At 58.8% G+C, this 19,421-nt stretch carries 20 protein-coding genes; 4 read left to right on the top strand and 16 right to left on the bottom strand.

Annotated elements, in window-relative coordinates:
• Positions 1–23 precede the first annotated feature (23 nt).
• The 4 genes from AEP_RS17670 (at position 24) to AEP_RS17655 (ending at position 3,956) form a co-directional block, all read left to right on the top strand.
• Positions 24–1,460, top strand: coding sequence for a S41 family peptidase (locus tag AEP_RS17670; RefSeq protein WP_087496612.1), 1,437 nt, complete (start codon positions 24–26; stop codon positions 1,458–1,460).
• Between the two features lie 6 nt (positions 1,461–1,466).
• Positions 1,467–2,213, top strand: coding sequence for a HesA/MoeB/ThiF family protein (locus tag AEP_RS17665; RefSeq protein WP_087496611.1), 747 nt, complete (start codon positions 1,467–1,469; stop codon positions 2,211–2,213).
• Positions 2,214–2,325: 112 nt separating this feature from the next.
• Positions 2,326–3,120: a GGDEF domain-containing protein gene (locus AEP_RS17660; RefSeq protein ID WP_198301849.1), complete on the top strand. Its 795-nt coding sequence runs from the start codon at positions 2,326–2,328 to the stop codon at positions 3,118–3,120.
• Positions 3,120–3,956, top strand: coding sequence for a MinD/ParA family protein (locus AEP_RS17655; RefSeq protein WP_087496609.1), 837 nt, complete (start codon positions 3,120–3,122; stop codon positions 3,954–3,956). Before AEP_RS17660 ends, AEP_RS17655 begins: the two co-directional genes overlap by 1 nt.
• On the opposite strand, the gene AEP_RS17650 is transcribed toward AEP_RS17655, so the two are convergent.
• The 16 genes from AEP_RS17650 to AEP_RS17575 form a co-directional block, all read right to left on the bottom strand.
• Entirely contained in the window at positions 3,953–4,792 is an 840-nt protein-coding gene (locus tag AEP_RS17650; RefSeq protein ID WP_087496608.1) for a DUF429 domain-containing protein, read from the bottom strand. The genes AEP_RS17655 and AEP_RS17650 overlap by 4 nt on opposite strands.
• A gap of 3 nt (positions 4,793–4,795) precedes the next feature.
• Positions 4,796–5,677 carry a DMT family transporter gene (locus tag AEP_RS17645; protein WP_087496607.1) on the bottom strand — a complete coding sequence of 294 codons (882 nt, stop codon included), beginning with the start codon at positions 5,675–5,677 and terminating at the stop codon, positions 4,796–4,798.
• A 9-nt stretch (positions 5,678–5,686) separates the two neighbouring features.
• Positions 5,687–6,109, bottom strand: a complete 423-nt coding sequence (locus AEP_RS17640) for a BLUF domain-containing protein (protein WP_087496606.1) — start codon at positions 6,107–6,109, stop codon at positions 5,687–5,689.
• A 4-nt stretch (positions 6,110–6,113) separates the two neighbouring features.
• Complete coding sequence (gene folE / locus AEP_RS17635; protein ID WP_232459865.1) at positions 6,114–6,815, bottom strand: GTP cyclohydrolase I; 702 nt, start codon at positions 6,813–6,815, stop codon at positions 6,114–6,116.
• 102 nt (positions 6,816–6,917) lie between these two features.
• Complete coding sequence (clsB, locus tag AEP_RS17630; RefSeq protein WP_087496604.1) at positions 6,918–8,132, bottom strand: cardiolipin synthase ClsB; 1,215 nt, start codon at positions 8,130–8,132, stop codon at positions 6,918–6,920.
• Positions 8,126–8,875 (bottom strand): endonuclease/exonuclease/phosphatase family protein, encoded by a 750-nt coding sequence (locus AEP_RS17625; RefSeq protein WP_087496603.1) that lies wholly within the window; start codon positions 8,873–8,875, stop codon positions 8,126–8,128. The genes clsB and AEP_RS17625 overlap by 7 nt, the downstream gene beginning before the upstream one ends.
• On the bottom strand, positions 8,872–9,369 hold the full coding sequence (gene nudB / locus AEP_RS17620; RefSeq protein ID WP_087496602.1) for a dihydroneopterin triphosphate diphosphatase: 498 nt from the start codon (positions 9,367–9,369) through the stop codon (positions 8,872–8,874). Before nudB ends, AEP_RS17625 begins: the two co-directional genes overlap by 4 nt.
• A 75-nt stretch (positions 9,370–9,444) precedes the next feature.
• On the bottom strand, positions 9,445–11,259 hold the full coding sequence (gene aspS / locus AEP_RS17615) for an aspartate--tRNA ligase (RefSeq protein WP_087496601.1): 1,815 nt from the start codon (positions 11,257–11,259) through the stop codon (positions 9,445–9,447).
• Between the two features lie 48 nt (positions 11,260–11,307).
• Positions 11,308–11,952: a DUF502 domain-containing protein gene (locus AEP_RS17610; protein ID WP_198301977.1), complete on the bottom strand. Its 645-nt coding sequence runs from the start codon at positions 11,950–11,952 to the stop codon at positions 11,308–11,310.
• An 18-nt stretch (positions 11,953–11,970) separates the two neighbouring features.
• The gene (locus tag AEP_RS17605) at positions 11,971–12,288 is read right to left on the bottom strand and encodes an FmdB family zinc ribbon protein (protein WP_087496600.1); all 318 of its coding nucleotides are present in this window, start codon (positions 12,286–12,288) and stop codon (positions 11,971–11,973) included.
• A gap of 52 nt (positions 12,289–12,340) precedes the next feature.
• Positions 12,341–13,906: a ubiquinone biosynthesis regulatory protein kinase UbiB gene (gene ubiB, locus AEP_RS17600; protein ID WP_087496599.1), complete on the bottom strand. Its 1,566-nt coding sequence runs from the start codon at positions 13,904–13,906 to the stop codon at positions 12,341–12,343.
• The gene (locus tag AEP_RS17595) at positions 13,903–14,457 is read right to left on the bottom strand and encodes a ubiquinone biosynthesis accessory factor UbiJ (protein ID WP_087496598.1); all 555 of its coding nucleotides are present in this window, start codon (positions 14,455–14,457) and stop codon (positions 13,903–13,905) included. Before AEP_RS17595 ends, ubiB begins: the two co-directional genes overlap by 4 nt.
• A gap of 34 nt (positions 14,458–14,491) precedes the next feature.
• Positions 14,492–15,484, bottom strand: a complete 993-nt coding sequence (locus AEP_RS17590) for a Tim44 domain-containing protein (protein ID WP_087496597.1) — start codon at positions 15,482–15,484, stop codon at positions 14,492–14,494.
• Positions 15,485–15,509: 25 nt separating this feature from the next.
• The gene (gene ubiE, locus AEP_RS17585; protein ID WP_087496596.1) at positions 15,510–16,241 is read right to left on the bottom strand and encodes a bifunctional demethylmenaquinone methyltransferase/2-methoxy-6-polyprenyl-1,4-benzoquinol methylase UbiE; all 732 of its coding nucleotides are present in this window, start codon (positions 16,239–16,241) and stop codon (positions 15,510–15,512) included.
• Positions 16,242–16,320: 79 nt separating this feature from the next.
• Positions 16,321–16,734 (bottom strand): gamma-butyrobetaine hydroxylase-like domain-containing protein, encoded by a 414-nt coding sequence (locus AEP_RS17580; protein WP_087496595.1) that lies wholly within the window; start codon positions 16,732–16,734, stop codon positions 16,321–16,323.
• 9 nt (positions 16,735–16,743) lie between these two features.
• The coding region (locus tag AEP_RS17575) for an FAD-binding and (Fe-S)-binding domain-containing protein (RefSeq protein ID WP_087496594.1) at positions 16,744–19,421 on the bottom strand (2,678 nt) is incomplete at its 5' end.

Genomic DNA, 19,421 nt, shown 5'->3' with positions numbered 1-19,421 from the left:
ATTGGCGCGGCACAGGAAGAACTATGGGTCACAAACTGAAAATCACAGGCTGGGTTGCATTGGGCGTTGTTGCCGGAGCCCTCACTACTGTCTCGCTGCAAACGGTTGCGCGCAACTCCTTGGCCCCTCTTCCCTTGGAAGAACTTCAGCAGCTCGCTACCGTGTTCGGCATGGTCAAAAGCGACTATGTGGAGCCAGTGGATGAGAAAAAGCTGATTACAGATGCCATCACCGGCATGGTGGCCAGCTTGGACCCCCATTCCCAGTATTTCGATAAGAAGTCGTTCAAGGAATTCCGCGAAGGTACTTCCGGCAAGTTCGTGGGCGTAGGCATTGAAATCACGCAGGAAGACGGATTGGTAAAAGTCGTCTCGCCGATCGAAGGCTCCCCCGCCTTCCGTGCTGGCCTCAAAACCAACGATCTGATTACCAAAATTGACGACACCGCGGTCAAGGGGCTGACGCTCAATGAAGCCGTCAAGCGCATGCGCGGCGAGCCCAACACCAAGGTTCTGTTGACCATCTATCGCAAAGATGAAAACAGGACGTTCCCCGTCACCATCACGCGGGAAGAAATCAAGCAACAATCAGTTCGAGGAAAAGTGATCGAGCCGGGCTACGCATGGATCCGCGTCAGCCAGTTCCAGGAACGCAGTTTTGAGGATTTCGCCAAGAAAGTGGACGAGATTTACAAGCAGGACCCCAAGATCAAAGGCATGGTGCTGGACCTCCGTAACGATCCGGGTGGTCTGCTGACATCTGCTGTTGCGATGTCGGCCGCATTTCTGCCAGAGAACGTGACGGTAGTCTCCACCAATGGGCAGACACCGGAGAGCAAACAGGTGCTGCGTGCCACGCCATCCGATATACGTGGCTTGGCGGGTGCAGATGCCCTGAAGAACTTGCCTGCGGCATTGAAGAAAGTGCCACTGGTGGTGCTTGTCAATGAAGGTTCTGCCTCTGCCAGCGAAATCGTGGCCGGTGCACTACAGGATCACAAACGCGCCACCATCATGGGAAGCCAGTCATTCGGCAAGGGTTCGGTACAAACATTCCGACCTTTGGGACCGGACACCGGCCTCAAAATCACCACGTCGCGCTACTACACACCGAGCGGGCGCTCCATCCAAGCCAAGGGCATCGTGCCTGACGTGATGGTGGACGAAACCGAGGAAGGCAGCCCATATGCCGCACTGCGCATGCGCGAAGCGGACCTCGAGAAGCACCTGTCCAGTGGTCAGGGCGAAGAGAAGAAAGACGCCGCCCGTGAAAAAGCACGCGAAGATGCGTTGAAGCGTCTGGAGGAAGAGTCCCGCAAACCAGCCGCAGACCGCAAGGTGCCTGAATTCGGTTCGGACAAGGACTTCCAACTGATCCAGGCGATCAACCACCTCAAAGGCAAGCCCGTGCTGGTGAGCAAAACGCAAGTTGAGCGCAAAGAAGAAGTCAAAGACAACTGATTCCCCATGCAGGACACCGAGCTGCTTCGGTACTCGCGGCACATTCTGCTGGACGAAATCGGCATTGAAGGCCAAGAACGCATTTGCGGCGCCCACGCACTGATCATCGGAGCCGGTGGCTTGGGCGCACCCGCCGCCATGTACCTTGCCGCAGCGGGCATCGGCAAGATCACGTTGGTCGACCCTGACACCGTAGATCTGACCAACCTCCAGCGGCAAATCATCCACACCACCCATAGCGTAGGGCAAGCCAAGGTCCTGTCTGCGTCAGTAAGCCTGAATGCGATCAACCCGCTCACGCAGGTTCAAGCCGTTCAAAGCCATGCTGACGCTGCTTGGCTGGCGGATAACCTCGAGTCGCTGGATGTCGTCCTCGACTGCTGCGATAACTTTACGACACGTCAAGCCGTTAACAAGGCATGTGTGCTCGCACGTGTTCCTTTGGTCTCCGGAGCTGCCATACGGTTTGATGGCCAAATCTCTGTGTATGACTGTCGTGCAGACGATGCCCCCTGCTATGCCTGCGCTTTTCCTCCAGACGATGCCCCGCCGCCCACACAGTGCTCGACCATGGGCGTTTTTGCCCCTTTGGTGGGCGTCATTGGCGCCATGCAGGCTGCCGAAGCTTTGAAGCTGGTGCTGGGTATCAGCACCACTCTGCGCGGCAGAGTGCTGCTTTTGGATGGCTTGCGCATGGAGTGGACGGAAATGCGGCTACCCCGCAATCCCTCGTGCCCTGTCTGCGCCCACTAGCAAACGGCGAATTGCGTCTTCCAAACCTGCTAATTGCAGGCTTTCGCGGTCTGAGCCCCCTCCAACGAACTCAGGCTTCCTGTTAGACTTTCCACACACCATCTGATCTATCGTGGCCAAACCGTTTCCACCGTCTCTCGTCGATCTGCAGCGCCTGCGCTTGGATGATGCACGTGCGCTGTTGGAACACGATGCCACCGTCTCGCTTCCTTCCCCTGAAGAATCGCCCACGGCGTATTTGCAAGCGGTGATTGACGGATTGTGCGAACTCTCCTTGAAAGACCCCCTCACGGGTCTGGCCAACCGTCGCCACTTCCGCGGCGTATTGGAGCGATCCATCGATGTGGTCGCCCGTTCCGGCGAGCCCGCCCTGCTCCTGATGCTGGATATCGACCACTTTAAAAAGGTCAATGACACCTACGGACACCAGGCTGGCGATCAGGTGCTGCAAGCGATTGCCAAAGCTCTGACCGGATGCGTACGTCCCATGGATACCGTCGCCCGTTTCGGCGGGGAAGAGTTTTCTGTGATGCTCCCTAGTTGCCACACAGGTTTCGGCACTGCTGTGGCAGAGCGGATCCGTGCGCATATCGAAGCAATGTCCATTCCCATCGCACCCGGCTTGTCCATCAAGGTCACTGTCAGTATCGGTGGTGCCTTTGCGCCTGAGTGGGTGCGATCCACCGCCACCTTATGGACCGAAAGGGCTGACATGCAGCTCTACCGCGCCAAGAGCGAAGGTCGCAACTGTGTTTTTCTGGACCAACAACAAGAGATTTATGTCAGTGCAGAAGAGAAGAATCTCTTGTTCGGTCACCTGTCCTTGGGTGACCCGGCATGGATTGAGAGCGTTTCCAGCGACGCACAAGGCAGCCATGCCACCGGTGCCATGCAGAGGGTATTTTGATGTCTGACGTGCTGAATCCACCCGAATCCGCCGAAGGCAACCCCGGAGTGCCGCTCAAACCCATCGGTAAAGTCATTGCCGTGACCAGCGGCAAGGGCGGAGTCGGTAAAACTTTTGTCTCCGCCAACCTGGCGGCGGCCATGGCCAAGCGTGGCCAACGAGTTCTGGTGTTGGATGCAGATTTGGGCCTTGCCAATCTGGATGTGGTGCTGAACCTCTACCCCAAGATCACTTTGCATGATGTTTTCACCGGCAAAGCCAAATTGGAAGAAGCCATCATCCGGGCGCCGGGCGGCTTCTCGGTGTTGTTGGCGGGCTCCGGCATGGTCGAGTATTCGCGCCTGACACCGGAAGTGCGGGGCGACTTTCTGCGCATCATGAATGGACTGGTACCGCATTACGACGTAGTGATACTGGACACGGGTGCAGGCATTTCCGACGTGGTTTTATTCGCTGTTTCATTGGCTTCTGAGGTACTTGTGGTGGCAACCCCTGAGCCCACATCGCTAACCGATGCTTATGCCACCATCAAAGTACTGGTAGGCCAACAGAAACGACAGACTATCCGCCTGGTAATCAATCAAACAGCCCGCTTGGGTGACGGCCGGGCCATCACCACCCAGTTGCAACAGGTGCTGGACCGTTTTGTCACCACCGACACCGGCAAACCCGTCCGTTTGGTGCATATGGGCGATATCCCTGCAGACCCCGCTGTACGCCAAGCCGTCATGCGCCGGCAATTGCTACTGCAAGCGATGCCCGGCAGCCCTGCGGCGTTGGCGATCTCCCAGTTGGCGGTCAAAGTGGAAGAAACCGTCGGCCTGCGGGTCAACTAAGCGGAGACGATCCACCCTTCCAAAGGATCCATATCCTGTGGAAGGCCGTACAACAAGTGACCTTGGTGGTGCTGGACTTCTGCCCATGCTGCCAAGAACAAGCACAACACTGCATCGAGACTGTCCCCACTGGCATCGTCGACCAGCGCATCGCGCTGGGCATGACTCAGCTTCAAACGCACATCCCAACGGGTCTGTCCGGTTTCCAAGGCATTGAGCAAATCTTTGCGGGCGATGAGACGGTCAGGTGTCTGCTTGGCTTTGTCGTCGCTTTTGTAGCTGCGATTACCCAGAACGGATCGCGCGATTAAGCCGGGGTAAGCCTCCAGCCCTACGCGGACCGATTCCTCAGTCGCAGAAACGGGCCTGGGCTGCATGCCAGGCAAATAGACACCCGCCTCCAGCAGACGAGGAACGCCCGCGTGCAGCATGAATGCGACGGGCGGGTTTACCCATTTCATGGAAGGGCTGGACTGTGCGGGTGCATCAGTAGCCCGGTGGGCGAATTTGCCTCCAGCAGGACGAGCGTCACAGAAAGCAGAAAACAAGCGCCTGATTTCATCGCGCGACAGGCCAGCGTAATGGCGCATACAGGCCTCCCATTCGAGAGGCCAGCCCAGCGCAACAACGAGTTCACGCGGCAGGCCGAAGGGAAGGTCAAACGCGCCGATCCATGCCGGGTCTTTGCGCAGCCATTGCGAGAAGGCGTCCAGAGAATGTAGCTTGTCCAGTCCTTCCAGCACCAACCGCCCCCGAGCCTGGGAGCCCCTTGCACAAACAATCGCTTTACGCGATGTGGGACTGCTCGAAAAATCACATCCGACCAATAAACCCATGGCTCACCCTAACGCCAAAGCGATCACGCCGAAGGCAATGCAGGCGGCACCTGCGAGCCGCGCCATCCGATCACCCTCGCCCAGCAGATGCCCACCCAGAAGTGCCGCAAACAACATGGACACCTCACGCGCGGGGGCCACATGGCTCATGGGTGCTGTTTGCATGGCATACAGCACCAACACATATGAAATCGGGCTCACGATTCCCACCATCGCAGCGTATTTCCATTGCGCACGCAAGAGCAACCGGGCAGCGGGCAGGTCGCGAACTACCGGCGGGAAGAGAAACACCAATCGTACAAAATTACCCATGTAGTCCAGCAGAATGGGCGACAGTAGCAGCACCTTGACCGCATAGCCGTCAACCACGGTGTAGCTGGCAATGAAGACACCCGTTACCAAGCCGTAGACCACTCCTTTACGCACGCGCGAAATGCGGGCCGGATCATCTGAGGGACGGAACAAAGCGGGCCCTCCAGCCACCAGAAACACCCCGCCCACGACAGCCAGCACACCTGTCAGACCCAGGGCAGAGATCTGCTCGCCCAGCACGAGAATGGCAAACAATGAGGACATCAAGGGCCCTGAACCACGCGCAAGGGGGTACACGACCGTCAGATCTGACTTGCGATAGCCGCGTAACAGCACGGTGTAATAACCGACGTGAATGATGCCGCTGGCGATGATGAAGGCCCACGCCAGCGCGTCCCACTGAGGCACTTGTTGCCAGCCCAGCCACAGGCCGACAGGCGCCCAGAAGACCATCACCACCATGGCGGTGAAAAACGCAAAGCGGGAGTCACCTCCCGCTTTTTTGGCAGCTATATTCCAACTAGCGTGGATCAGCCCTGCAAAGATCACCAGCCCCAGGGCTGTGAACGTCATGCGCTCAGATCAGGCCCGCCCGATGATGGACGCGGTTGCCATCAGCTCTTCGAGCAAGGCCAACGACACTTTGCCGGACACCGAATACGGGTCCAGCTCAGGGCGCTCTGCGTATTTCAACAAGATGTTGGTGTTGATTTTGGACATATTCACTTGCCCCATGGTCCAGCCACCGAAGCGGCGCTCAGTGATCTCTTCATAGTGCAACAGCACGACATCTTTGTGGCGCGAATCCTTCTGGATGTGGCCATAGAGCTCGCTGACCGCCATGCGGCCGCCTTCAATCGCCTGCAGGAAAATGCCGCCACCGTAGCAAAGAATGCCGGTGATGCCGCAGGTAGGGTTGTAGTTACGGGACTGGGCCAGAATGGCTTCGATCGCATCAGGATTGGAATCGATAGCGCGACTGGCGTAGAGCAAACGGACCAACATGGCATTAGCCTTTCTGGGGAATGAGAGAGAGAAATTCGCGGCGCAGATTGGGGTCTTTCAGGAACACGCCGCGCATGACCGAGTTGATCATCTTGCTGTCCATGTCCTTTACACCGCGCCAGGCCATGCAGTAGTGGCTGGCTTCCATCACGATAGCCAAGCCGTCCGGCTGGGTTTTTTCCTGGATCAGGTCAGCGAGCTGCACCACGGCCTCTTCCTGAATCTGGGGGCGCCCCATGATCCACTCAGCGAGGCGCGCATATTTGGACAAACCTATCACGTTGGTGTGTTCATTGGGCATTACGCCGATCCATATTTTGCCGATGACCGGGCAGAAGTGGTGGCTGCAGGCACTGCGTACCGTAATAGGGCCGACGATCATCAACTCATTGAGGTGGCCAACGTTAGGAAACTCGGTGATCGTGGGTGCGGGTACATATCGGCCGCGGAACACCTCATTGAGGTACATCTTGGCAACACGGCGGGCTGTGTTGTCAGTGTTGTGGTCGTTTTCGATATCGATGACCAGGCTGTTCAAGACGCCACGCATCTGGACTTCAACCTCGTCCAACAAGGTCTCCAGCTCACCAGGCTGGATGTATTCGGCAATGTTGTCGTTGGCGTGAAAGCGCTTGCGGGAAGCCTTCAATCGTTCACGGATTTTGACGGAAACCGGCGTTCCTTCAAATGTGTCAGAGGAGCTCATAGTAGATTTCTTTTTCATAAAAGTCCGGTCATGGTACCAGCGATTGGCTTTTAGGGTTTTTCGAAATCAGCGCTCATAAACACTGCGCGAGCAGCTATCAAATCAATAGCGGGAACCACTGAAGAAGAGCAAAACCCGCATCAATCCGAAAGCCAGACGGTCCCGCACCCGCTGGTGCCAAGGTCGTTTTGCGTCTGCCACCAGATCCCACCGGCGTGTTGACGTTTGAATGACAGCACACAAGGCTGTATCCAGTTGCTGGGCGAAATCCACGTCATGGACCACCACATTGGCTTCACGGGCTAACAAGAGACTCAAGGGGTCCAGATTGGACGAGCCGACCGTCGCCCAAATGGTATCCACCACTGCCACCTTGGCATGCAGAAATCCCGGGGTGTACTCGTAAACTTCTACGCCGGCCAGCACCAGCTCGCTCAACACCGGCCGGGAGGCGTGGTACTGCATAAAGTATTCGTACTGTCCTTGCACCACCACCTGTACGCGAACACCACGGCGCACCGCGTGCTTGAGCGCTCTGCGCAGGCGGGCACCCGGCAGGAAATAAGCATTGGCCAGGACAATCGCGCTACGGGCCTCCCCGATCGCTTTGAGGTAAGCCCTTTCAATACGGGTACGGTTGCGAACGTTGTCACGCAGTACCAAAGCGGCGAAGCTACCTGCAATAGGTGTCTCCACCAAAGGCAAAGCAGCTGGCTTTGGCAGCCAGGCCAACGCGGGCCAATTCCTTCGTACTTCCCTCCAGTGCAGTCGCTCTATTTGCAGTTTGGCTTCCAAGCGTGCCCAGAATTGCACCATCGCCTGCCTGCATTGCGCCACCAAAGGGCCCCGCACCCTGACCGCATAGTCCAAACGTGCCACCCGCAGTGGCCCATGATTCGGGTCCAGAAGGTCATCCAGAATGTTGATGCCGCCGCAAAAGGCCGACTCACCGTCGACTACGCACAACTTCCGGTGCATTCGCCGCCAGCGCCCCGGAATGAACAAGCCCAAATAACCGAGAGGGGCGTATTGATGCCAACGCACTCCACTGGCGTTCCATCGGTGTTGCCAATCCAGCGGTACATCTGGCGTGCCCACGCCATCCATCACCAGATACACGGCGACACCTCGCAACGCAGCGCGTTCAAGGGCCTCTGCCACTTGAATGCCTTGTACATCGAAATGGAAGATATAGGTCTCCAAGCGGACTTCATGCTGCGCGGCATCGACAGCGCTGGTCAACGCAGGGAAGTATTGCCCCCCACCCTGCAAAAGGTGCAGCTCGTGACCAGAGGCAAAAGCGGCAGACCTCAACATGCCGGCGTTTCCGCTGCCAGCTGCCATTCTGTGATCAAGGGCAGATGGTCCGACATACGCGCCCAACTCATGCCCCGGGGCGCTGTAGCACTTACAGGGGTGAGTCCTCGCGCCAGCACGTGGTCGAGTTGCACCAGCGGCAGGCGTGACGGGAAGGTGACACAAGGCTTGGTCACAGGCGCCTTCAATCCGGCAGGGGCCAATTGCCGGGCCACCCAGGCGGGCAAGTCATTGAAATCGCCAGCCACCAAAAGGGGGGCGTCCGGTGGAATCTCCCGTTGAATGAACTGCGTCAGTTGTTGCAATTGACGCCCCCGCCCCGCACGGATAAGTCCCAGATGCACTACCAAAACATGCACACTCTGCCCCGCTACATCCAACTCCACATGGAGCAAACCCCGCTGTTCAAGACGGTGGTCCGACATGTCTTCGTGCTGATGTTGCACCACCGGCCACTTGCTCAGCAAAGCGTTACCGTGCTCTCCATGGCGTGTGATGGCGTTGGTGCGGTAGATGGCCTCATAGCCTGCCGGGGCCAGGTAATCCGCCTGCGGAGCTTGCGGCCAATGCGGAAAATGCCGCGCCTCACGCTGGTGCAACTTTCGGACTTCTTGCAGGCACAGTACATCCGCATCCATGAGCTCCATCGCGTGGCTGAGGTTATGGATCTCCAAACGACGCAGAGGCCCCAGCCCCTGAACACCCTTATGGATGTTGTAGGTCACCACGCGCAAAGTCTTCATGCGCGCTCCTCCTCATGGCTGGATGGCATGTGCATGAGCTGCAGCACGGCCTCTGCATTGGACGGCGAAAAACACAAATCGGCCGCCTCTGAGTAAGGCAGCCAGCAATAGTGAGTGTGCTCCCGAGGTGCGAGGGTTACCTCACAAACTTCAGGAACGAGCAAACCGAACACCCTCTCGGTGTTGTGCGTGACCCCGGGGGCGTAGCGATGCAGCCAACGCGGATAGATGGTGTACACGTTCTCCAGAGCCCAGTCCGTCAAGTTGTGTTGCAGGGGGCCACCAGTTCTGCAATCCAGACCTGTCTCCTCCCACACCTCACGGGCGGCTGTGATCGCCCAGTCCTCATCCTCAGTGTCTTTGGCGCCGGTTACCGACTGCCAGAAAGGAGGCGCGGCGGGGTCAGACTCCAGCCGCCGAATCAGAAGTACCTCGCGCTGCGGGGTATGGATCACCACCAATACCGACAGGGGAATTTTGAAGCGGTTCGTCATGGGTCTCGCAAAGAAAAAGGGCACTCCAAGAGTGCCCTTTCATTGTGCATGACCCATTACGGGTGTCTATGCGTTTCAGGCCGTTTTAGCCAAATCCACATTGCGCAAGCGGATGTGCAATTCGCGCAGCTGCTTCTCGTCCACCGGGCTCGGCGCCTGGGTCAGCAAGCACTGGGCACGCTGGGTCTTGGGGAAAGCAATCACGTCACGGATGGATTCCGCGCCGGTCATCAGAGTCACGATGCGGTCCAGACCGAATGCGAGACCACCGTGGGGTGGGGCACCGTATTGCAATGCATCGAGCAGGAAGCCGAATTTGAGCTGGGCTTCTTCCGGTGTGATCTTCAGGGCATCGAACACTTTCTGCTGCACGTCTGCACGGTGGATACGGACCGAACCGCCACCCATTTCCCAACCGTTCAAGACCATGTCGTAGCCTTGGGAAATGCACTTTTCAGGCGCGGTTACCATCCAGTCCTCGTGGCCTTCCTTGGGTGCTGTGAAGGGGTGGTGCACAGCGGTGTAACGCTGGCTTTCTTCGTCGTATTCGAACATCGGGAAGTCCACCACCCACAGCGGCTTCCAGCCACCGGTGAACAGGCCGTTTTTCTTGCCAAACTCGCTGTGGCCAATCTTGATGCGCAGGGCACCGATGGCGTCATTGACGATTTTTTCCTTGTCGGCACCGAAGAAGATCAAGTCTCCGTTCTGGGCACCGGTGCGCTCCAGCACCGCATTCAGGGCTGCGTCGTGGATGTTCTTCACAATCGGGCTTTGCAGACCATCACGGCCCTTGGACAGGTCATTCACGCGGATGTAGGCCAAGCCCTTGGCACCGTAGATCTTGACGAACTCGGTGTAGGCATCGATTTCGCCACGGCTGATACCACCGTTTTCGGCAGAACCACCGGGGATACGCAGGGCCACCACACGGCCACCCTTCATGGTGGCAGCGCCTGAGAACACCTTGAAATCCACGTCCTTCATGACGTCGGTGAGTTCGGCGAACTCGAGGTTCACGCGCAAATCAGGCTTGTCAGAGCCGTACAAACGGGCCGCATCCTGGTAGGTCATGACCGGGAACTCGCCCAAGTCCACACCGATGGTGTTCTTGAACACGGTGGTGATCATGCCTTGGAACATGTCACGGATGTCCTCTTCGGTCAGGAAAGAGGTTTCGATATCGATCTGGGTGAATTCCGGCTGACGGTCAGCGCGCAAGTCTTCGTCGCGGAAGCACTTGGTGATCTGGTAGTAGCGATCGAAACCCGCCACCATCAGCAGCTGCTTGAACAACTGGGGCGACTGGGGCAGCGCGAAAAACTGGCCATCATGCACACGGCTAGGCACCAGGTAGTCACGTGCGCCTTCGGGCGTGCTCTTGGTCAACATCGGGGTTTCGATGTCCACAAAACCGTTGGCGTCCAAGAACTTGCGCACTTCCATGGCCACGCGGTAGCGCAGCATCAGGTTGTTTTGCATGTAGGGGCGGCGCAGATCCAACACGCGGTGGGTCAGGCGGGTGGTTTCAGACAGGTTGTCTTCGTCCAGTTGGAACGGAGGAGTCACCGATTCGTTCAGCACGATCAGTTCGTGGCACAACACTTCAATCTTGCCGCTCTTGAGGCTGTCATTGGTGGTGCCTTCGGGGCGCGCACGCACCAAACCCTTGATCTGCACGCAGTATTCATTGCGAATGTCTTCGGCCACCTTGAACATCTCGGCGCGGTCCGGATCGCAAACCACTTGCACGTAGCCTTCGCGGTCACGCACGTCCACAAAAATCACACCACCGTGGTCACGACGACGATTGACCCAACCACACAGAGTCACGGTTTGGCCCAACAGGGCTTCGGTCACGAGACCGCAATAATGAGAACGCATAGCCATAGAGTGCTTTCAATTCGCCGCAAGGTGTGCAGCGGGTTAGTAATAAGGTTATTTGGGCGCAGTGGGCGCTGTCGGGACGTGGGCAGTTGGCGCCACCGATCCCATGGAAATCACATAAGTCAGCGCCTCGTCCACGCTCATATCGAGCTCGATCACGTCTTTGCGGGGCAGCATCAAAAAGAAACCGCTGGTCGGGTTCGGCGTGGTGGGTACATAGACACTGACAAACTCTTCGCCCAAGTGCGATGCCACCTCTCCACCCGGCGTGCCCGTCTGGAAACCGATGGTCCAACTGCCGGCGCGGGGGTATTGGATCAACAAGGCGGTGCGGAAGGCATTGCCGTTGCTGGAGAACAAGGTGTCGGACACCTTCTTCACGCTGTTGTAAATGGATTTGACAATCGGGATGTTGGTGAACAACTTGTCCCATTGCTTGACCCACCAGCGCCCGGCCACATTGGAGACCAATGCGCCGGTCACCAACAATGCAGCAAACACCAGCACCACGCCGAGCCCCGGAATGCTGTGCAGCCGCTCGATGGTTGGTGCAGAAGTCGTGGGCGTGATGGCGGAAACGCCGCTCAAAAATCCTGCGAACACTGCGTCCAGCAGACCGACCAGCCACAACAACACCCAGATGGTGATGGCCAGCGGCAACCAGACCATCAGGCCGGTGAGCAGGTATTTTTTAATGGGCACAGATGCTCCGCTTCAGGTGGTGGATGACGGGGTACTTGGCGCCGCAGGGGCTGCGGGTGCGGCCGAAGGCGCTTCAGATTTGGTTTCTGCAGGCTTGGCCGCTGGGCTGTCGCCGGTAGCTGGCGCGACGCCAGTCGCTGGCGCGCTGCCGCCTTTGAAGTCTGTCACGTACCAGCCGGAGCCCTTGAGCTGAAAACCGGCGGCCGTCAGTTGTTTCTTGAATGCAGGTGCGTTGCACTGCGGGCAATCCTGCAGCGGAGCGTCGGAGATTTTCTGCAATACATCCTTGGCAAATCCGCAGGACTCGCATTTGTAGGCGTAAATGGGCATGGAAGTAGAGCTCAGACCTGAAGTTGCAAAACCCTCAATTATAGGTGCGCCGTCAAAACAGCCGGATGCGCGCCCATAGCTGAACCAGCACCAATCCCACCGAGAAGCCGATGACAACTGCCACCAAGGTTTGCAACAGGCGGTTGGTACGTTTTTGCTCTTGCAGCAGCTCCCGCATCAGCTCCTCGTTGCCACCGCCTTGGCGCTGGAGATACTGATGCAGCAACCCCGGTAGCTCCGGCAACAATTTGGCATACCGCGGGGCTTGGGCTTTGAGTTCATGGATCAGCTTTTGCGGGCCCACCTGCTGCAGCATCCACTGCTCCAGAAAGGGCTTGGCCGTCGCCCACAAATCCAGATCCGGATCCAGATCCCGACCCAAACCTTCGATATTGAGCAGGGTTTTTTGCAACAACACAAGTTGCGGCTGAATCTCCACGTGGAAGCGGCGGGACGTCTGGAACAAGCGCATCAGCACCATGCCCAGAGAAATCTCTTTGAGCGGCCGGTCAAAGTAAGGCTCACACACAGCGCGGACAGCGGCTTCCAACTCATCTACACGGGTGGCAGCGGGCACCCAGCCGGACTCTATGTGCAACTCCGCCACACGCTTGTAATCGCGGCGGAAGAAGGCCACAAAGTTCTGCGCGAGGTACTCTTTGTCCACTTCGGTCAAAGTGCCGACGATTCCGAAATCCAAAGAGATGTAGCGACCGAAGGTCTCAGGCGCGAGGCTGACCTGGATGTTGCCCGGGTGCATGTCGGCGTGGAAAAACCCGTCACGGAAGACCTGGGTGAAAAACAGAGTCACGCCATCGCGGGCCAACTTGGGTACATCGACGCCGGCCTCGCGAAGTTTGTCGATCTGGCTGATCGGCACACCATGCATGCGCTCCATGACCAGCACTTCGGTCGTGCAATAGTCCCAGAGCATCTCAGGGATCAGGACCAAATCTAGCCCCTCCATGTTGCGCCGGAGTTGTGCGGCGCTTGATGCTTCACGGACCAGATCCAGCTCATCATGCAGGTACTTGTCGAACTCGGCCACCACCTCGCGGGGTTTGAGGCGCTTGCCGTCTGCAGACAGCCCCTCGACCCAGCCGGCCATCATGCGCATGAGTGCCAAGTCCTTGTCGATCACACCCAGCATGTTGGGACGCAGCACCTTGACAGCGACCTCGCGCTCACGGCCGGTGCGATCCTTCAGCACCGCAAAGTGCACCTGCGCAATCGATGCGCTGGCCACCGGCGTACGCTCGAACGACACAAAAATCTCGGACACCGGCTTTCCCAGTGCGCGCTCGATGGTGGCGACCGCCACCTCCGAGTCGAAGGGGGGCACGCGGTCTTGCAGCTTGGCAAGTTCGTTGGCGATGTCCAAGGGCAGCAAATCCCGGCGGGTGGAAAGCACCTGCCCGAATTTCACAAAAATCGGCCCCAACCGCTCCAGCGCTTCGCGCAAACGCTGCCCGCGCGGCTCATCCAGAGAACGGCCGATGGAAACAATGCGGGCAATCAAGCGCAACCAGGGCTTCTGGAAGCTGGTAAGCACCAGCTCGTCCAACCCATATCGCAGAACGACCCAGACGATGAACAGCCCGCGGCCGAGGCGGCTCATGGAGCTTTGCCGCTGGATTCCGACGACGCAGCGCCGCGCTTGCCGACAAACTGCTGCAGGGCTTGGCCCATGGTGCGGCAGGTCTGCATCAGCATGTGCGCAGGAGCATCACCCAAGATCTTGGAGAGATCCTCCTCCACATCCCAGCGCACATGGTCTGCCAGCCAGTTCACTTCGGCTGCCAATTGCACATCGCCTTCAATGCGCACAGACGGCTTGCCGCCCTGCATGACCGCTTGTGCGATCGCAAAAGGTGAGTCTTCAGTAATCGTGAGGGTCAGGTCGGGCTTGGCGTCCGCCCCTGCCAGATCCAGCAAACCGGCGGGGGTTGCTTGCACACGGAAGGTAAATTCACGCCACTGGGTGTGAATGACGCGGCCTTTCTGGCGCGCCAGCCGTTCCATTGCCTGAGGCTCCTGCTGCAGCACATGGTTGAGCAAGAGCACCACCCGGCGGTGACTTTCTTCAATGGCCCAAGCCGGTGGGGTCAGGGCGGAGGGAAGGTTCTGGAAGAGACCTTCCAGCATGGAAAAGGGGGACTGTGTTGCCATAGTCCCCCATTATCTTCCTGAAAAATGACCGGTTCTATTGCAGGGCTTGCACACCTGCCACCAACCAGCCACTGCTGCCGTTTTTGGCCTTGGTCATGTTCCAGACTTCGCGGAAAGGGCTCGGTCCTGCAGACGGCTCTTCACGGATCATGCCGGAGAACTCCACGCTGGCCATGTACTCATCAGGCAGCTCTTCAATGCCCAGCAAACGGGCATCAATCATGACCACATCGGTGTGGTTCACGCCGGCACCCGTGTGCGTCTCGCGCTCGGCCAATTGGGTCTGGATTTCGCGGGTCATGTCGTCCGTCATCATGGCGCGAAGCGCTGCCACGTCGGACCTGTCCCAGGCCGCTTGCAGAGTCACAAAATTGGCTTTGGCCGATTTGAGGAAACCCTCAGTATCAAATCCAGCCGGTACGCCCCAGGTTTGCGAACCCATCAACGCCGAGCCGATCATGGAACCACCTTGGGCCGCAGGCTGCGGCGCCTCGAAGACCATGCTGCTCCGCTCCCAAGGGCGGGCTGAAGCATCATTACCCACGTTCTCGGCCCGGTACTGTTTCAAATCCTGCACCGGAGCCGGACCAGCACCCTGGAAGGCAAACGGGGGAGCTGCCTGTGCCGTAGGCTTTCGGCTGCGCATGAACATGCCGATGAGTATCATCAGACCCAGCGCCAGCAAACCGAACATCAGCACGTTTCCAAAGGCTTCGCCCAGCCCCAGGGAACTTGCCAGCCAGGCCAAGCCCAACCCGGCCGCGAGACCGCCCAACATGGCACCCCAAGGACGCTTGGGCGCCTGCGCGGCGGCGGGTGCTGCCGCAGGTGCAGGTTTGGCGGCTGCGTTATTCACGTTCTGACCGGGCGCAGCGGGAGATGCCGGCGCGGGACTGGCTGCATCGCGTTGTGTGACGTTGCTCGACTGCTTGCCGAACGACTTGCCTCCGCCCAGGCGTCGGGCGGCTTCTGCGTCAAAGCCCGAGAGGGTCAGCGCGACTGCCAAAGCCAATGCCCAAAGTTTCATGTCTTCTCCAAAATTTGTAGTTATCTCAGCACTTGATTCCAACATGCAAGGCAGCAATGCCGCCAGTCAAATTGTGATAGTCCACATGACCGAAGCCCACTTTGTGCATCATGGTCTTTAGCTCTTGCTGGCCCGGATGCATGCGAATGGATTCCGCCAGATAGCGGTAACTTGCGTCATCTCCGGCGATCATCTTGCCCAAGCGCGGCAACACCTTGAAGGAGTACCAGTCGTACACCTTCTCCAAGGGGGGCGCCACCTTGGAAAACTCCAGTACCAACAGCTTGCCACCGGGTTTCAAGACCCGTTGCATTTCTGCCAAAGCCACGTCTTTGTGGGTCATGTTGCGCAAACCGAAGGCCACGCTGACCACATTGAAGTAGTTGTCGGGGAAGGGCAACTTCTCCGCATCGCACACCAGCGTGGGCAACACGATGCCCGCATCCAGCAAACGGTTGCGGCCGGTGGAGAGCATGGCTTGGTTGATATCGGTATGCACGACTTGACCCGACTTGCCGACTTTCCTGGAGAAGGCCATTGCCAAGTCACCGGTGCCGCCGGCAATGTCCAAGGCCTTGTCGCCCTCTTTGAGGTTGGCCACCAGCACGGTGTAGGCCTTCCAGGCGCGGTGCAGGCCGGCTGACATCAGGTCGTTCATCAGGTCGTATTTGGGGGCGACGGAGTCAAATACGCCACGTACGTGGCTGGCTTTCTCCGACTCATCGACCGACTTGAAACCGAAATGGGTAGTACTCATAGTTTTAGTCCAAATAGGGCTCTAGCGCTCATGGAATATGCGCGAGCAGCTCCTGAAACAATAGCAAACAGGTCGAGGGTTAGTGGCTGGCACAGCCGTGGCCGCCCTTGGGAGCCATGACTGCATCGCGCCCAACGCCCGCGGCCTTGAGCTTGTCTTCGTAATCCTGCCACAGGCGAGCCTGCTGAGAACCCAGAAAATACAGGTAGTCCCAGGTGTAGATACCGGTGTCATGTCCGTCGGAAAAGCGGGGCTGCACCGCGTAGTTGCCGACCGGGTCCAGCGCTTCCAGCTCCACGTCGCGCTTGCCGGTTTGCAGGGTTTCCTGGCCCGGGCCATGGCCCTGCACCTCGGCAGACGGCGAGTAGACCCGCATCAGCTCAAAGGGAATGCGAAAGCGCGCCCCGTCCGAGAAGCCCACTTCCAGCACGCGGCTTTGGCCGTGGACGGTGATGTCCTGCGGGGTCGGCGCGCCAGCGGTCAAACCTGCCATGGCGCCCCCTTAGACCAGCACGCGCTCAATGCCACCGGCATTGGCGGTTTGCACGTACTCGGGCAACCATTCCTTGCCCAGAATCTGGTTAGCCATTTCGACCACGATGTAGTCAGCCTCCAGCAAACCGTTGTTCAGATCGTTGCCGTAGCGGCTCAGGCCTTGCAAGCAGCTCGGGCAGCTGGTCAATATCTTCACATTGCCTTCCGCCTTGGGCGACTGTCCCACTGGCGCCGTCAGGGCACGCAAAGCGGTTTCTCCCTTGCGCAACTCTTCTTCCTTTCGGAAGCGGATCTGGGTGGAGATGTCCGGGCGGGTCACGCCCAGCGTGCCGGACTCGCCGCAGCAGCGGTCATTCTTCAAAACTGCATCGCCCACGAGGGCCTTGACCGTCTTCATCGGGTCCTGCAGCTTCATGGGGCTGTGGCAAGGGTCGTGGTACAGATAACCGGCACCTGCACCCCCCTCCGGAACCAGGGTAATGCCCTTCTCCAGCAGGTACTCGTGGATGTCGATGATGCGGCTGCCGGGGAAAATCTTGTCGAACTCGTAGCCCTGCAACTGGTCGTAGCAGGTACCGCAGCTCACCACCACCGTCTTGATGTCCAGGTAGTTCAAGGTGTTGGCCACGCGGTGGAACAGCACCCGGTTGTCGGTGATGATTTTCTCGGCCTTGTCCGCCTGGCCGGAGCCACGCTGGGGGTAACCGCAGCACAGGTAGCCCGGTGGCAGCACGGTTTGTACGCCGGCATGCCAGAGCATGGCTTGGGTTGCCAAGCCCACCTGGCTGAACAGGCGCTCCGAGCCGCAACCCGGGAAGTAGAACACCGCCTCGGTCTCTGCCGTGGTGGACTTCGGGTTGCGGATGATGGGCACGTAATCCGCATCTTCAATGTCCAGCAAGGCGCGCGCCGTTTTCTTGGGCAGGCCGCCAGGCATCTTCTTGTTGATGAAATGGATCACCTGCTCCTTGATGGGCGCGGTGCCCACGGTGGCCGGCGGCTTCGCAGTCTGCTTTTTGGCGGCCAGACGCAAGACCTGGTTGGCCAAGCGTTGCGCCTTGAAGCCCACGCCCACCATGGCCGAGCGCATCAGCTTGATGGTCTCGGGATTGGTAGCGTTCAAGAAGAACATAGCCGCCGCATTGCCGGGGCGGAAGGACTTCTGCCCCATCTTGCGCAACAGGTTGCGCATGTTCATGGTCACGTCACCAAAATCGATCTTCACCGGGCAAGGCGATTCGCACTTGTGGCAGACCGTGCAGTGGTCGGCCACGTCTTCAAACTCTTCCCAGTGCTTCACGCTGATGCCGCGGCGGGTCTGCTCCTCATAGAGGAAAGCCTCCACCAACAGCGAGGTCGCCAGAATCTTGTTGCGCGGGCTGTACAGCAGGTTGGCGCGCGGCACGTGGGTGGCGCACACCGGCTTGCATTTGCCGCAGCGCAGGCAGTCTTTCACCGAATCGGCAATCGCGCCGATATCGCTCTGCTGCATGATCAACGACTCGTGCCCCATCAGGCCGAAGGAGGGCGTGTAGGCGTTGGTCAAATCGGCGTAAATGGTGGAGCCATCTGCGGTCAAATGCGGCGCAAAGCCTTCCCCATCGTGCGCGGGCAGCTCCTGATTCCGTAGCAGCTTGCCTTTGTTGAAGCGGCCTTCGGGGTCCACCTTGGCTTTGTAGGCAATGAAAGGCGCCAGCTCGGCTTCGCTCAAGAACTCCAGTTTGGTGATGCCGATGCCATGCTCGCCGGAGATCACGCCGTCCAGGCTGCGGGCCAGCGCCATGATGCGTTTGACCGCACCGTGGGCGGCTTGCAGCATGTCGTAGTCATCGCTGTTAACGGGGATGTTGGTGTGCACGTTACCGTCACCGGCGTGCATGTGAAGCGCTACCCAGACGCGGCCTTTGAGCACGCGCTTGTGGATGGCGGTGCACTCAGACAGGATGGCGTCAAACGCCGCACCCGTGAAGATGGCTTGCAGCGGCGCACGCAACTGGGTCTTCCAGCTGGCGCGCAGGCTGTGGTCCTGCAGCTGGGGAAACAGGGTTTCCACCCCATCCAGCCAGCCCTGCCATTGGCCACGCACTTGCGCGACCAAGTCCAGCGCCTGGGCCACACGGTCTTCCAGCAGCTCGGCCGATGGAATGTCGTTAGCGTCATCGGTCTTGCCCAAGGGCAAATCGCTGCGCTCGAAAAATTCGGTCAGCGCGTCGCACAGGGACAGTTTGTTCTGCAGGCTCAGCTCGATGTTGATGCGTTCTATGCCGTCGGTGTACTCGGCCATGCGGGGCAGCGGGATCACCACGTCTTCATTGATCTTGAAGGCGTTGGTGTGCTTGCTGATGGCCGCAGTGCGCTTGCGGTCCAGCCAGAATTTCTTGCGGGCTTCGGGGCTGATGGCAACAAAGCCTTCGCCACTGCGGGCGTTGGCCAAGCGCACCACCTCGCTGGTGACGCGGGCCACATCGTCGGCGTTATCGCCGGCAATGTCACCGAACAGCACCATTTTGGGAAAGCCGCCGCGCTTGCTCTTGGTGGCGTAGCCCACCGCTTTCAGGTAGCGGTCGTCCAAGTGCTCCAGGCCGGCCAGCAACACACCGCTGCGCTTTTGCTCGGCGAACATGAAATCCTTGATGTCCACGATGCTGGGCACCGCGTCCTTGGCGTTGCCAAAGAACTCCAGGC

The sequence above is a fragment of the Curvibacter sp. AEP1-3 genome (assembly GCF_002163715.1).
Lineage (GTDB): Bacteria > Pseudomonadota > Gammaproteobacteria > Burkholderiales > Burkholderiaceae_C > Allorhodoferax.
Note: the sequence above shows the minus strand (reverse complement) of the source record. Positions and strands in the feature narration are given on the sequence as shown.

Excerpts from the sequence above, each read along its gene's own strand:
- AEP_RS17670 (WP_087496612.1), top strand. The coding sequence starts at position 24 with ATGGGTCACAAACTGAAAATCACAGGCTGGGTTGCATTGGGCGTTGTT.
- AEP_RS17665 (WP_087496611.1), top strand. The coding sequence starts at position 1,467 with ATGCAGGACACCGAGCTGCTTCGGTACTCGCGGCACATTCTGCTGGAC.
- AEP_RS17655 (WP_087496609.1), top strand. The coding sequence starts at position 3,120 with ATGTCTGACGTGCTGAATCCACCCGAATCCGCCGAAGGCAACCCCGGA.
- AEP_RS17650 (WP_087496608.1), bottom strand. The coding sequence starts at position 4,792 with ATGGGTTTATTGGTCGGATGTGATTTTTCGAGCAGTCCCACATCGCGT.
- AEP_RS17645 (WP_087496607.1), bottom strand. The coding sequence starts at position 5,677 with ATGACGTTCACAGCCCTGGGGCTGGTGATCTTTGCAGGGCTGATCCAC.
- AEP_RS17640 (WP_087496606.1), bottom strand. The coding sequence starts at position 6,109 with ATGTTGGTCCGTTTGCTCTACGCCAGTCGCGCTATCGATTCCAATCCT.
- folE (WP_232459865.1), bottom strand. The coding sequence starts at position 6,815 with ATGAGCTCCTCTGACACATTTGAAGGAACGCCGGTTTCCGTCAAAATC.
- clsB (WP_087496604.1), bottom strand. The coding sequence starts at position 8,132 with ATGTTGAGGTCTGCCGCTTTTGCCTCTGGTCACGAGCTGCACCTTTTG.
- AEP_RS17625 (WP_087496603.1), bottom strand. The coding sequence starts at position 8,875 with ATGAAGACTTTGCGCGTGGTGACCTACAACATCCATAAGGGTGTTCAG.
- nudB (WP_087496602.1), bottom strand. The coding sequence starts at position 9,369 with ATGACGAACCGCTTCAAAATTCCCCTGTCGGTATTGGTGGTGATCCAT.
- aspS (WP_087496601.1), bottom strand. The coding sequence starts at position 11,259 with ATGGCTATGCGTTCTCATTATTGCGGTCTCGTGACCGAAGCCCTGTTG.
- AEP_RS17605 (WP_087496600.1), bottom strand. The coding sequence starts at position 12,288 with ATGCCCATTTACGCCTACAAATGCGAGTCCTGCGGATTTGCCAAGGAT.
- ubiB (WP_087496599.1), bottom strand. The coding sequence starts at position 13,906 with ATGAGCCGCCTCGGCCGCGGGCTGTTCATCGTCTGGGTCGTTCTGCGA.
- AEP_RS17595 (WP_087496598.1), bottom strand. The coding sequence starts at position 14,457 with ATGGCAACACAGTCCCCCTTTTCCATGCTGGAAGGTCTCTTCCAGAAC.
- AEP_RS17590 (WP_087496597.1), bottom strand. The coding sequence starts at position 15,484 with ATGAAACTTTGGGCATTGGCTTTGGCAGTCGCGCTGACCCTCTCGGGC.
- ubiE (WP_087496596.1), bottom strand. The coding sequence starts at position 16,241 with ATGAGTACTACCCATTTCGGTTTCAAGTCGGTCGATGAGTCGGAGAAA.
- AEP_RS17580 (WP_087496595.1), bottom strand. The coding sequence starts at position 16,734 with ATGGCAGGTTTGACCGCTGGCGCGCCGACCCCGCAGGACATCACCGTC.